Origin of the sequence: Psychrobacter faecalis, assembly GCF_016107575.1 — a bacterium.
Classification (GTDB): domain Bacteria; phylum Pseudomonadota; class Gammaproteobacteria; order Pseudomonadales; family Moraxellaceae; genus Psychrobacter; species Psychrobacter faecalis.
Genome location: NZ_JABAST010000032.1, coordinates 1 through 14468 on the forward strand (window position 1 = coordinate 1; position 14468 = coordinate 14468).

The window sequence follows — 14468 nt, forward strand, 5'->3', positions numbered from 1 at the left end:
ATACTCAGGTTTTGGGTTAAAGTTTCACTAAGTCTGTTAAAGTTTGGCATGGTCTATTCGTCTTAAAAATTACTATTATGCCTTTGCTTTAATAGACTTTTTTGTTTTTTTTGTCGTGTGCAGAGATATTTCTTATATAAAGAATGATATTCATAAGCTTATTTGAATAACTACTTCATTAAGAAAGCAGCATCAGGTAGTGATAGCAGATATTCTCTTTTTTCTTTATAAGACATACCTTTAGTTCCAATATTTTTCTCTACCATACGTTTTTCGTAATCAGATAGGCTACATAATATTTTTGCAGGATTCCCACCGACTACCACATTATCAGGAACTGACTTAGTAACAATGGATCCAGCAGCAACTAGGACGTTGGAACCTATCGTCACTTCAGGCATAATCAATACATTATTACCTACATAAACATTATCATTGATAACTACCTTCCCAAAGAAATCCATACTTGGATATTTGTCTCTAAATAGTATAGCAGCACTATGTGTGAATATCTTAGTACCATCTGTTAGTCGGACTTTATCTCCAAGGGTAACTAAATATGGTTCCGAGCCAAAGCTAACTTTTTGAATGATACAATCCTTACCAATGGTTACACCACTATGTCGTGCTATTTATTCAGGAGTCCAAAATATTGATTTATATAATCTTGTGATTCTCTTTATCATAATACCCACCTTAACTTTTAATTAATTGTTTAATTTGATTAAAATCTTGTCGAATATTAACTACCTTCGAAGCTATAAGTAAGAATAGATATACTAACAGTATAAATGGCAATAATATTAAACTATGATATCCCTGAATTTCAAAAAAATATTGAATGTATAGACTAAACGTAATAGTAATAATAGATGTTATAATCACTTTTAATATAAGAATAAGCTCGCTCCAGTAGGAAGCTTTATATATCATTCTAGAAAGGTGATAGTTTAGAAGAAAGCTTATAGCACTTACACCCACAAAGCCATAGAGTAAATTAGTGATACTCAAGGTCCAAATGCCATATAGCATGGTAAGGCTTAAAATCGATTTTTTTACTAACTCTAGTTTGAGGATTAGATCGGTTCTATCAAAAATTTTGAATAAATTCCTGTTAAACACTTCTTGTAAATAAAAGAAGGAAGCGATTATTAAAAGCTGTAAGTAATTAGCAGATGGCATCCATTGTGAGCCATACAATAAGTGTACAACTAAATCAGCATAATAGTATATAAGCAGACATATTGAGGCTATAACAACTGTAAACAATCTAACTATATTTAAATACACCTGACTGAATTCTTCAATATTGTTTTGTAATTTTGATAAGGCTGCATATACTACTCCAAAAATACTGCCCTGAATAACTCCAATCGGCATTTCTTGAAGCTTTTTTGCTTGGTAAAAATATCCTGACTGATTGATTGAGAAGTATTTTGCTAATATGAGTTGATAGCCATTATCAAAAGATTTATCCAATAATGCTGATAAAGTAGTATTAATACCAAACTTGTATATTTGTTTAAAACTTTTTATATTAAAACCCTGAAACTTAATGGGACTAACAAAGAACCACATTAATAGAGTGATTGAAGCTGAATTGCTGAGCTGGAGTAGCACCAATGAGGTCGCACCAAAGCCATGCATAGCCGTAAAAATAGCTACTACTGAGCCAATAGAAATAGAAATAAGCTCAAAAATAGACTTGGTTTTAAATTTTAAACCCCTAATAAGTTTGACGTTTTGTGTAACTCTCAGGGCATTGATGATTAAAACTAATGAGGAAAGTTGGATTAAGGGAGTCAGTTTACTATCACTATAAAAATTGGCTATATACTTAGCAGATATCATCAAACCAATCATAAGTGATAGTGAAATAGCTAAATTAAATATAAAAACAGTAGAATAGTCAGCTTCAGTCGTACTTTCTTTCCGAACAAGAGCTCCCGATAGTCCGGATTCTATTAATATGTTTGATACTACGATGAAAAACATAATTATACTAACTTGGCCGAACTCAGTAGGACTAAGTAGTCGTACTAGAATTATATTGCTAATTAAGGCTATAAAAACATAACCAAACCGACCTAAAAAAGACCATAAGATATTGAGTAGTAAACTACGGTTGAAAGCATGACTGTCCATTAACAATTACCATTTTTAAATATACTAGCAAACATTCTGAGTATACCAGGACATTGCTTCATCAATGCCTTGCGATATATTGAACTGAGGCTCGTATCCAAGCAGGCTATTGGCTTTACTGACATCTGCTTGGCTATGACGTACATCACCTGGTCTAAAGTCACGATAGGTCGGCTCTTGCTCATAGTTCACGGCATTATCCGATAATGCAGATTTAATCGCATTAAACAGTTCATTCAGTGTCGTACGATCACCAACAGCTACGTTATATACTTGATTAGTAGCCTCTTCATTTTGAGTTGTTGCTGCTAAGATATTGGCTTGTACTGTATTTTCGATATAGCAGAAGTCACGGCTGGTCTCACCATCGCCATTAATAAATACGGTATCGTTTTTGATCATGGCAGCAGTCCATTTAGGTATTACTGCAGCATAGGCTCCATCTGGATCTTGGCGACGACCAAAGACATTAAAGTAACGTAGACCAACACTTTTAAATCCATAAGAGCGAGCGAATACATCGGCATACAGCTCATTCACATATTTAGTTACCGCATAAGGAGATAACGGCTTACCAATTTTATCCTCTACCTTAGGTAGGCCAGGGTGATCGCCATAAGTTGAGCTACTGGCAGCATAGGTAAAGCTCTTCACCTCTGCATCACGAGCAGCGGTTAACATGTTTAAGAAGCCTGAGATATTAACTTCATTGGTGGTGATAGGGTCAGCTAGTGAACGAGGAACTGAGCCAAGTGCGGCTTGATGTAGTACATAGTCTACACCAGTGCATGCTTTTTGGCAGTCTGCAAAGTTACGAATATCACCCTCTATGAAGCTAAAGCGATCCCACTGCTCGCTAGATACCAAGCTTTGAACTTCATCTAGATTCTTTTGATAGCCAGTAGCGAAGTTATCAAGACCAATGACGGTCTGGTTTAGTTTTAGTAAGGTTTCGAGTAGGTTTGAGCCAATAAAACCTGCCACGCCTGTTACAAGCCAGGTCTTAGGGGCAGCAACTAAGTCTTGTTGAATCTTCTGGTATTGGGTCATAGAACTTTACTCTTTTATTTTTAAAAATTCAGTCTGTCTAGTAATTAGGGTTTACCTTATAAGCAAGGTGATATTACAAACGAATATCGCTCAGCTCACTATTGAATAGGTATTTTAAGTCATAAAGTACATGACTAGATTTACCTAGCTCTCTAATTTGCTCTACACCCATTTCTGCGAACTGATTATGCGCCACAGCTAAGATAATACCATCGTAGCTATTACTCTCTAAGTTGGCACTATCATTGATAGGGCTAATGCCATATTCTTGTTGAGCTTCTTCAGCATCGACCCAAGGATCATACACGTCAACATCGATGTTATATTCTTTTAGCTCATGTACGATATCAATCACTTTGGTATTACGCACATCAGGGCAGTTTTCTTTGAAGCTTAAGCCTAGGATTAAAACTTTGGCTCCTTCAACTTGGATACGCTTTTTAATCATAGTTTTGACTAGTTGAGTAACCACATATTCGCCCATACTGTCATTCAGGCGGCGACCTGCCAGGATAATCTCTGGGTTGTAACCAATGGCCTGAGCTTTATGAGTAAGGTAGTAAGGGTCAACACCAATACAATGCCCACCGACTAGACCTGGGCGGAACGGTAAGAAGTTCCATTTAGTACCTGCTGCAGTTAATACGGCCTCAGTATCGATGCCCATTTTATTAAAGATAACTGCTAATTCATTGATTAAACCAATGTTGACATCACGTTGCGTATTTTCAATGACTTTAGCCGCTTCAGCGACTTTAATAGAAGGTGCTTTATGGGTACCAGCTGTAATAATCAGGTTGTATACATCATCTACTAGGTCTGCTACCTCAGGAGTAGAGCCTGCTGTCACTTTTAGGATGTTAGTAACGCGGTGCTCTTTATCGCCTGGATTAATACGTTCTGGGCTATACCCAGCAAAGAAATCTTTATTAAACACTAAGCCAGAGCTGCGTTCTAACTCTGGAATGCAGACTTCTTCAGTAGCACCTGGATAAACGGTAGACTCATAAACTACAATATCGCCTGGTTTTAGCACACTACCAATGGCGGTAGAGGCTTTGACTAAAGGCGTTAAGTCAGGCTGTTTGTATTCATCGATAGGCGTAGGCACAGTTACGATATAAAAGTTGCATTCAGCCAACTCATTAATGTCTGAGCTAAACTGTAACTGTTTGGCACTGGTGAGCTCTTCATCACTGACTTCTAAGGTATGGTCCGTCCCTGATTTTAGCTCTTCAATTCGGTGTTGATTGATATCAAAGCCAATAACAGGGTGTTTTTTACCAAACTCAACCGCTAAGGGTAGGCCAACATAGCCCAGGCCAATTACCGCAATTTTTATATTCTTGATATCTAACATAATATTCCTTTGTTCATCTAACCAGTTTTATTTAACTATAATATTTAAGGCATTTATTGAGTGTTATGCAGCTTTAGTTCCTTCTTGATAACCCGCGACGAACTGCCTAAACCGCTGCTTTAGCCAAGGGACATCAAACTCTTTTTGTTTTTCGTTCAACTCAAACAATACCGATTCAAGCTCATCTAATGGAAAGCTATGCTCTATTGCTTGCATGATCAATGGATGATAAGTCGATTCAATGTTGTCTTCACCAATGATCAGCTCTTCATAGAGCTTCTCTCCGGCTCTAAGACCCGTAAAAATGACTTCGATATCACCTTCAGGATGGGCGGCATCTTTAATATCAAAGCCACTTAAATGAATCATTCGATGCGCTAGATCAACAATCTTAACTGGCTCGCCCATATCGAGGACAAACACTTCACCACCCGATGCCATTGCGCCTGCTTGGATAACCAGATTTGCCGCCTCTGGAATCGTCATAAAATAGCGCGTCACATCAGGATGGGTGACCGTAATCGGCTTACCTTGTTCTATCTGCTTGGTAAACAACGGTACTACAGAGCCTGACGAACCTAGGACATTACCAAAACGCACCATACTGATACAGGTTTGGCTATCCGTTTGGCTGAGCGCTTGACAAACCAATTCTGCTAAACGCTTAGATGCGCCCATTACGTTTGTCGGCCTTACTGCTTTATCGGTCGAGATCAGTACAAATGTCTCTACATTTGCTGCAATCGCTGCTCGGGCGCAGTGATAAGTGCCTTTGGTATTATTAATAACGCCTTCAAAAGGATTATGCTCTACCATTGGCACATGTTTATAGGCGGCTGCATGATAAACCGTTTGGATATTATAGAGATTTAGTATTCTGAGCAGGTTCGATTCATTGGTGACATTACCGATGATCGCGACGATTTGAATGTCTTTATAAGCAGGCGTATTGGTTTGTTTAATAGTTAGCTCTTGATGAATACTATAAAGCGCAAACTCTGACAGCTCATAGAGTACAAGGCATTTTGGCTTATTCTTGATTACTTGACGACATAACTCGCTACCGATAGAGCCACCAGCACCAGTGACTAACACGCATTTATCTTTAATGTTCATCTGTAGTAATTTGGCGTCAGGTTCGACAGTCTGCCTATCTAACACATCCAAGATATCTACTTTACGCATACTACTGACGGTCACTTTTTCGTCAGCGATCTCTTCTAAGCTTGGCAATTCTTTTATTTTTATGGCAATACCTGAGAGCTTATCTATAATCTGGCGTTTTTGGGCGCGACTGATAGAAGGGATAGCCAAAAAGACCTGCGCAATGTTTAGCTCTTCTACTAAGCTTACTAATTCATTAGCAGGATAAATCTTTTTACCGAGCAAATAAGCTCCAGCAAGCTGCGGATCATCATCAACGTAAGCCACAACATTATATTTATGTGAGTTTCTAAGACCTTCTAATAAGTCTCGACCGGCTTCTCCCGCACCATAGATAACAACATTATCATAAATGCCATCATCTTTGAGGCGCCGCTGGGCTCTACCGCTCAAGCGCATCAAGAGCTCACGAATAGTAAGACGACTATTCCATAACCAGATAAATAAGAAAAACAGAAAGATAATAGGAACGGAGCGCGGTATATCTTCTAAAGGATTTAAATAAATGATGATCTCATAAACAACCATAAGCAAAAAGAACAGCTTTGCAACACTACCCATCACCGTATCTAAAAAACCACGTGCTACCCCTTTATAGAAACCAATCAGATATAAACCGATGATGGGCAGCGTACCATAAGATAATAATATGATAGGGCTAATGTTATGAGCGATATCACCATAGCGCAACGACAAAGCTAAGAACAGACAAAATAAAGACACTACCAAGTCTGTAGTGAGTAAAATCGCTCGTTTTACACTACGGGGCAACGATAACAAGTATTCAGCTATACGTTGTAGCCAGCCAGTTTTGCCATTAAGTGATGGATAATCACTTGACGGTTTTGAATTAGTAGACATAACACTCAACCACTTAAAAACGTGAATTTTGGTAGAATTTCCAAAAAGCTAACTATTGGTTATTACCATAAGCATAACTATAGTGATAACTATATTTGCTCATAATCCCTTGTTGTACATCGTTGAGAATGATACCGTCGACCTTTATATTGGCTTTATTCATCTGATTAACCGCATAAACCAGCTGTCCTTCTATAGAATCGTCGTATCTAGTTACCATCAATACCTTATCCGCGTGCTGGGCTAATATCATAGCGTCAGAAGCCGCCAATACTGGTGGCGAGTCGATGACAATATAATCATAATGCAAATTAAGCTCTGCCATTAAATGATTAAAACTGCCATTCGCTAATAATGAAGCAGGGTTACGCGGATGCTGACCGCGTGGCATAAAGTCAACATTATCTATGCCAGTCGGATAAATAAAGCTTGCTAGGTTACTAGTCTCTTGACTGGTAATAACTTCTGTAGTTTTGGCGTTAGATTTTGATAAATGAGTCTTATCCTGTGATAAATAGTCCGCCAAACCATTATCTTGGCTCATGCTAAACATTCTATGTAGCTCACCCAAACGCATATCAGCATCGATAATCAGCACTTTTTTATCTAACTGCGCAAATACTTCTGTGAGATTCGCAGAGATAAAGGACTTACCAACGCCCGGGCTTTCGCCAGTAACAAGAATAACTTTGGCGCGCTGACCAGCCCGCCCTTCTACTGGCATGCCGAATATTAGGTTCGTTCTTAAGCTTTTAATAGCCTCATAGCTCAAACTATTATTATCAACATAAGCCAACAAACGATTAGGTGCTTTCTTATTTTTACGCAGTCTTGTCAATAGTGGCGAACGTGGAACCGTTGCTACTACAGGAACGCCCGTTTTAGATTCAATACGCTCAGGGTCTTTAACCACATTTCTAAGCATATTTTTAAGCAGTACCAGCATCGTTCCAAGCATCGCTCCTAACAGCATGGCCAATATCATAATTTGCAATTTCTTTGGTGCAATGGCCTTATAAGTACTGATAGGCAAATCGATGATACGGGCGAAACCAATTTGACCCGCTTTAACGATTTTTAACTGTTCATAGTTTTTAAGTAGCGTCAGATAAATCTCTCTATTAATCGTCGTGTCAGCTGACAGTTGTAAAAACTCTCTTTGTATCTCAGGTAAACCGGCGATAGTATCGTCTATCTCATTTTTTCTAGCATTAAGTACCGCCAGTTGCTCATTGATCTGCACAACCAAAGGGTGTTCTTCTGTGTAGTAAGTCGTGAGATCAGCTTTTTTAAGCTTCAATTCATTAAGTTGGGCATCGATTTGCGAGTTTTCTGTCAATAGCAGCTCTGCTTCTTTGCCTACATCAATAGTGCCGTACTTTTTACGGAAATCATTAAATACTGCTTCCGAGTCTTCTAGTTTTTTCTTTAACGTTGGAATCTGAGTTTCCATAAAACTAATGGTTTTAGTAGTTTCTTCAGAGCCACGCGACTGATTTTGATCAATGTAAGATAAGACAATTTGTTTTAATATCAAGCTGGTTTGTTGCTGATTAGCACCCGTCATAGATAGCTGAATAATGCCTGTCTGCTTACCTTTTTCAACCACAGATAGGGCGCTATTTATCTGGTCAGTCGTGGTTTGAAGAGATTGCTTGGTAATATTCACCGAGTAGCCATCAGCTGGAAGATCATTGACTGTGATTTGAATCTGACCGTCTGTGCCTTTAAATAAATGGCCCTTACCGATCTGACCTTTAAAATCGTCAAAACCATTAGTTAACACAAATCCTGTCGCGGAGCGTGTCAAAGTAAAAGGTTGATTTAAATACTCTTGTGAGACATTAAATTGGCTAATTTTTACTTCACCATCTTCGGTTTTAAGAGAGACACTTTCCGGTTTATTTATTTGAGTATCCGTACTATTGCTCTTGATTCTATCCAACGCGCCAATATTAGGATCGGACAAACGAATTTGTAGATGTAACAAATTAACCACTGGCTCTAAGATCATACGCGATCTTATCAGCTCTGCTTCTGCTTGGGCTTTACTGACTTCAGAGCCAATCAGCTCAGAAATATCCGCACCTAATGCGGCAACGCCCTTAGAATTCTCTTCAATTTGAATCAGTGCATCCGACTTAAAAGTAGGATTGACGTATCTGCTATACAAAATCCCTATTACCAATCCTAATACAGCAAAAAACACAATGACTTTCCAGCCACGCAAAATGGCAAACAGCAGCGCCATAAGATCAATTTCGTCGTTATCTTCTTTGGAAGCAGCGTTTGATAAGTTCTTTGAATCTGTATTCATAACTATAGGGTCATCACTTAAGGTTAATCGTTTAATAGCAGCTATTTAGCTAATTTTATCGGCCCACTGTTCTAGGCTAACAACAATATCTTGATATGCTGTTTCAAAAGCACTCATCTCATGTTTATAGGGGTCGGCAATATCTTTGTCTTGCCAATGACCAAGCTTAAAAGTCTTGCCGCGACAAAACGGCCAGCGCTCTTCAATCCACTTGGTCTGGCTGTCTGACATAGTAAAAATCAAATCCGCTTTTTTTGCCAAACCTTCGTCAATTTGTTTGGCGACATGATTAGTGATATCTATTTCTTGCCCTGCCATAATCTCTAGCGCGGCAGGATCTGCAGAGTGCCCGACTAAAGCCCCCACCCCTGCAGAATCGATATTTTTATGAGGGTAACGTTGTTTTAATAACGCTTCTGCCATGGGACTACGGCAAATATTGCCAACACACACCACTAAAATATTATCAAATGCCATAATAATTATTACCTATTATTTATAAACCCAATGCCTATAAGCCTGAGAGCGACCTAATAGCTGACGTAGAAGGTAAAATAGCGCTGATAACACGATTCCAACGCGTTAAGCCAGTTGGATCGACATAAACAATATCATTCGGGTGCATCTCGAAACGATTGGCTAACGCAAAACTGGTTATGGTCTGCATATCTACATAGTAAATATCTGTCGCTCGTGTATTTAAATTATCACGAACCACATATATTTTAGCCGCATTTGCTGTAGCAGAATTTAGCCCTTTAGACTCACCCAAAACCTGCGCCAAACTAATACCTTGCTCTAAAATAGGCACTGGCTCTACTTGACCGAACTCACCTAAAACATATACTTTATTACGATCTTGACTATTGACGTGGATAGAGTCGCCATCTCGCAGGTAAATTTGGTTAGCAGAAGCGCCCATTTGGCGCAGCGACTCCAGTCCGATGTTATAGCTAGTACCGTTACGGTTTAGCACGACATTATTTGAGTCGCCCGTAGGAGTGGCCCCGCCGGCCATAGAAATTGCGCCATAGAGCGACACAGGCACATCAGCAATAGCAAACTCGCCCGGTTGTTTAACCTCACCATCAATAAAGAATTTATTGCCACGGTAGTTAACGATTTTAACCTGCGGGTCTGAATATTTAAGATAACGTTGCAATTGTTTCTGTAAATTGGCAGTAAATTGTGGCACGCTCATGCCACTGGCTTTAATACGTCCAATAAGTGGAAACTGTACAAAACCTTGTTGATCAACAGGGAAGCCCAAAGCATAAGGGTTGGCAGTGTTACTACTATTTGTCAAAGGCGGCGCAATCTCTGGATACCCTACTAGCGTAATACCTAAAATATCACCTTCCGAGATTCGGTAATCAACTTGCCCAGAGGTTCTTAGCAAACGCGTTAAATCGCTACTAGGAACAACGGCCTGCTTCGGTGGTAGCGTCGCCAAATTTAACGGCTGCACATTAAACTGTATACCACTCGCAGCTACGAATGAACCACTGGGCGGCAGATCACCAGATTGTAGGCCAGAGTTAATGCTAGAACAGCCTGAAATCAGACCTATCATAAGCACAGACGCCACACCTAATAACTTTGATGAATTGAAGAACATAAAAAAACCTTTATAAATCACAGATATAAGTAGCGTCTAGCAACGAGCGCAATTGAGACAACTATACTAAAAAGTTACACCAACCATAAAAAAAGCAAAGCCATAATAACATAGGTGGTTAAATAGTGAATAATAATAGGCCATTTTTGGCAAAAATTACGCAATAGTAACAATTAGTTTATATTCATTTCTTATGAAGCTTTTAATTTTTAATGTCAATTAGGGATACTTAATAAAACATCATCTACTCGTTAATTATAATAGCCTTAAAAGCTAATCTTAAACATCACTTCGATAAATAGCGTATAATACTCAGTCCAATTTCATACATTGAGAAATGTAAACCCACCGACACAAGGATAGCATTATGAAAGATGAAAAACTGCAAAAAGCGCTTGCCCGTATGGGGCTTGGCTCACGTCGTCAGATGGAAGAAGTCATTAAAGCAGGTCGTGTGACCGTTAATAATGGACCCGCAACCATCGGCGACCGCGTCGAACAAGGCGATGAGATCCGTGTTGACGGTCGTCAGATCAAATATACGGCTGAAAATGAAAAGCGTCGTCGCGTTTTAGCTTATTACAAACCTGAAGGCGAAGTTTGCTCGGCTAATGATCCAGAAGGTCGTCCAACGGTTTTTGAACGTTTGCCAAAACTGACTCATGATCGCTGGGTTATGGTTGGGCGCTTGGATATTAACTCGACTGGTTTGTTATTATTTACCAATGATGGCGAAATGGCGCATCGCTTAATGCATCCGTCTAGCGAAGTCACACGCGAGTATGCCGTACGTGTACTTGGTGAAGTTACTCCTGATATCGCGCGTACTCTAACGGCTGGCGTCATGTTAGAAGATGGCATGGCACAGTTTGAAGATATCAAAGAAGGCGGCGGTGAAGGCGTCAATAAATGGTACCACGTCAGACTAAAAGAAGGTCGAAATCGCGAAGTGCGCCGATTGTTTGAATCGCAAGGTCTTAAAGTTAGCCGTCTATTACGTACGCGTTACGGGTCGATTGCGCTGCCAAAAGAGCTGCGTACTGGACGCTTCTTAGAGCTGGATAAAAAAGACATCAATACCTTAACCGATTTGGTCAGCCTACGCCCACGTCACGGTACTGGTTTGCATGGTGCAGCTAAAGAAAAGCAAGAACGTATCAAAAGCAAGCCGCTTAAAGCGCGCCGTGTTGACAGTCGTAGCAGTGCAAAACCTAAAAGCAGTGGCAGTCCTGCCAGTCGCGGTTCACGTAATACCCGCGATCGTAACAACAAGCGTTAATCAGTCACGGATTAATCCTAGCTGATAAAAAAGCGGTCAATGCCTGATTCATTGACCGCTTTTTTTATGCGTTTTTTAAGAGTATCACTCACTTTAGGCTTAGTCGTCATGACTATGAATATAATTTTTCATCACGCGCAATTCTTGTAGATGTTGCTCTTCCATTCGCTCTAACAACCCATCTAAGCGCTGCTCAATGCTGTCCAATACCTCTTGTAACAGCCTACCCGCCTCAGTCTGCTTCTGTCCATTTTTAGTACGATTGCTTATATTGATATTTGCTAAATGATAATGACTGACCAACATTTCGGGTAAGCGGGTATGCAGCATTTTATCTAAAACAAATTGTTGCTCGCTAATAACTGAAGTTACATTTTGCGCTTCTAACTCGTTTTGACAATTGTGGTAGTCGGCTACTTTCTTATCAATATTCTGTAATTGTCGTAGCTGTTTATCTGATAAGGCTTCTAGATGTTTTTTATTTAAGTTTAGCTGTTGCCAATTGAGAGAAGTTAACAACAGGGGTGCATTACTATCTTGATAGGTCAGCACGCCTGGAGTAATACCGACCATTCTATGCAATGCGTGCCAGCCCTTTCTCCCCAAATAAAAGACGCCGACAGTGGTAATCACACCAACGCCTATTAATATACTCATGTTACTTTACTCTTCTTTCGATTTATTTCAGCCTAAACATTTAGACTTGGGTTATTATCACTGTCTCTCATTTATAGCTTAATATTTTCTATATCAGTTTCTTTATTAGCTGGGTTTTCAATTGCTTGGACTTCAACAGCGCTATTATCAATTTGTTGTAGTCTAGAATTGCTAGTTGGATTATTAAAACGCTGCTGCAAATATCGATTGGTCGCCAGCAATTTTTGTCCATCTTGATGATAGGACGCATTCAGCAAGTCATCAAACTGGGTATTAATTGTCCTAAGCACTTCTAATAGCGCTTCTTTGCCCGTGACATCAGAGTGCTTAATTTTCGTGGTATCAGCAAGAGCGCCGTTCCCGACATCTAAGTCATGTAAGCGGCGATAATCCGCTACCGCCAGTGGCACATGCCTATCCATTAGATTTTGTATCATGACATAGGTTTCGTTAACAGTATCTTTATCATCAATTTTACCATCGTTATTGGTATCGCCATAAATAACCCGCAGCTTTTCGCCTTTATCATTGATTTGATCGAGCGCTGTTTTGACCTCAACTGGCAAGCTTTTTTCAGGGATATAACCCAATTGCGGCATCGCTTTATACTCAAGCATTTTGGGCGCCGTGACTTTTTTGATACCACGATATCCAAGGTACAACCCAGCTGCTGGCAGCACGCCATATAAAACGAACATCACGAACATTGCAGTCAGTTGGGTCATTTGGGTATCCTTGTTGTATAGTAGAAATACTTAGCAAAAATATTTAGCAGACGCGGTTGGCAAATTTATTGTTATTTTCGATAATACTTAATCATTATTATTAAACAAAAAAATAAGGCTGTATTAAAGCCTTATATTGTTATGTATTGAGCCGATTGTGTTTATAGTTATTTTCAAACAAAACATAAACATAAACATAAAATTTTTACGCGACACTGGAATAAACTTTTCTAGCTTGCTGTGTCTGCGCCGACAGAGGCTGCGAAAAATTCATTCCAGTGTCTCTGTATCGTCTTTATACTGAACTCACAATGACAATACTAACGACTTTTAAATAATCCTCGTTAAATTCAAGTTAGCTTTGGGTACGGCTTTTGACATAACGATGGGTGGACGCAAGACGATTCATCACCGTTTGATGTAACTCATCTAATAACTCGTCAAGCTCGTAATCAATGTCTAAAAATAAATCCGTGAGCATATCGCCAGCGGTCATTTTTCCTTGGACGACATTATTTTTCGTGCGATGCGGGCTAAAGCGTTGCAGCTGCTCATAATGATGTAGCGCTTCAGGGATACTTTCGGACACCAGCTTATCAATGACAAACTGGCGCTCATTGTGTTGCTGCTGTTGCTCGGCATTGAGCTCACTGCTCCACTCACGGTAACGCTTTAGCTTACTATTAATTCGGTCTAATATGGCGACCGCTTCAATCGGCATGGCATTTAGGGTGGCTGCATCGACCACATCAACAAGCTCAGTCATAATCGGACAGCGTCCATGTTTAAGATACCATAAGGTATCTGGGTCAAAAGGAGGTCTATTGGTCGGGCGCATTTGGGCGCGATTGGCTAGATAGCGATCGGTCAATGGCGTCGGCGTGCGGATATCATTCACTTGTGCTAAGGCATCACAAATACGCTCGGTACGCTGCGGCTCGCTAAGCGTATAATTGGAAGCTGAAGTATCCATGCTTTCTTGATTATCGCCATGCTTATTTGCATTATCAGAAACTTCTTTAGCGGCAGCTTGCTGAGCATTTTTGGCAGCGATGGTTGGCAGGTCATCTTGGGCTTGCCCAAACGACTGTAGCATTCTTGTCAGACTTATGACCATGACCTACCCTGCTCCTCGCTTATTCTTTATTCATTGCTGACTAATATTTCTGAATAGTACTGATGACTTGGTAGCATCTATTGCAGCAAACACATTGCATTCGACTATTTTATCCCTTATCTTAACAGCTTTTTCGGGCGCTGCCAGTAAGCAAACGTCACCGTTTCGATTGTTA

12 protein-coding genes are annotated in these 14468 nt (G+C 39.8%); 1 reads left to right on the forward strand and 11 read right to left on the reverse strand.

Going from position 1 to position 14468, the window contains the following annotated elements; all coding sequences use genetic code 11:
• Positions 1-170 precede the first annotated feature (170 nt).
• The 8 genes from JFC07_RS09940 to JFC07_RS09975 all read right to left on the reverse strand — a co-directional run bounded on the left by JFC07_RS09940 (position 171) and on the right by JFC07_RS09975 (position 10515).
• Positions 171-464, reverse strand: a complete 294-nt coding sequence (locus JFC07_RS09940; RefSeq protein ID WP_198328957.1) for an LbetaH domain-containing protein — start codon at positions 462-464, stop codon at positions 171-173.
• Between the two features lie 232 nt (positions 465-696).
• On the reverse strand, positions 697-2145 hold the full coding sequence (locus tag JFC07_RS09945) for a lipopolysaccharide biosynthesis protein (RefSeq protein WP_198328958.1): 1449 nt from the start codon (positions 2143-2145) through the stop codon (positions 697-699).
• Positions 2146-2169: 24 nt separating this feature from the next.
• Entirely contained in the window at positions 2170-3195 is a 1026-nt protein-coding gene (locus JFC07_RS09950) for an NAD-dependent epimerase/dehydratase family protein (protein ID WP_198328959.1), read from the reverse strand.
• 73 nt (positions 3196-3268) lie between these two features.
• Positions 3269-4555 (reverse strand): Vi polysaccharide biosynthesis UDP-N-acetylglucosamine C-6 dehydrogenase TviB, encoded by a 1287-nt coding sequence (gene tviB / locus JFC07_RS09955; RefSeq protein ID WP_198328960.1) that lies wholly within the window; start codon positions 4553-4555, stop codon positions 3269-3271.
• A gap of 63 nt (positions 4556-4618) precedes the next feature.
• On the reverse strand, positions 4619-6580 hold the full coding sequence (locus JFC07_RS09960; RefSeq protein ID WP_198328961.1) for a polysaccharide biosynthesis protein: 1962 nt from the start codon (positions 6578-6580) through the stop codon (positions 4619-4621).
• A gap of 52 nt (positions 6581-6632) precedes the next feature.
• Positions 6633-8897 (reverse strand): polysaccharide biosynthesis tyrosine autokinase, encoded by a 2265-nt coding sequence (locus JFC07_RS09965; protein ID WP_198328962.1) that lies wholly within the window; start codon positions 8895-8897, stop codon positions 6633-6635.
• A 45-nt stretch (positions 8898-8942) separates the two neighbouring features.
• Complete coding sequence (locus tag JFC07_RS09970) at positions 8943-9374, reverse strand: low molecular weight protein-tyrosine-phosphatase (protein ID WP_198328963.1); 432 nt, start codon at positions 9372-9374, stop codon at positions 8943-8945.
• A gap of 34 nt (positions 9375-9408) precedes the next feature.
• Entirely contained in the window at positions 9409-10515 is a 1107-nt protein-coding gene (locus JFC07_RS09975) for a polysaccharide biosynthesis/export family protein (RefSeq protein WP_198328964.1), read from the reverse strand.
• Between the two features lie 367 nt (positions 10516-10882).
• Between JFC07_RS09975 and rluB the strand changes: the two genes are divergently transcribed.
• Positions 10883-11794, forward strand: coding sequence for a 23S rRNA pseudouridine(2605) synthase RluB (gene rluB / locus JFC07_RS09980; protein ID WP_198328965.1), 912 nt, complete (start codon positions 10883-10885; stop codon positions 11792-11794).
• Between the two features lie 99 nt (positions 11795-11893).
• On the opposite strand, the gene JFC07_RS09985 is transcribed toward rluB, so the two are convergent.
• From JFC07_RS09985 to JFC07_RS09995, 3 genes are all read right to left on the reverse strand, one after another.
• Positions 11894-12451, reverse strand: a complete 558-nt coding sequence (locus JFC07_RS09985) for a hypothetical protein (protein ID WP_198328966.1) — start codon at positions 12449-12451, stop codon at positions 11894-11896.
• A gap of 71 nt (positions 12452-12522) precedes the next feature.
• On the reverse strand, positions 12523-13176 hold the full coding sequence (locus tag JFC07_RS09990) for a hypothetical protein (RefSeq protein WP_198328967.1): 654 nt from the start codon (positions 13174-13176) through the stop codon (positions 12523-12525).
• 355 nt (positions 13177-13531) lie between these two features.
• On the reverse strand, positions 13532-14293 hold the full coding sequence (locus JFC07_RS09995; protein WP_227678301.1) for a hypothetical protein: 762 nt from the start codon (positions 14291-14293) through the stop codon (positions 13532-13534).
• Positions 14294-14468 lie beyond the last annotated feature (175 nt).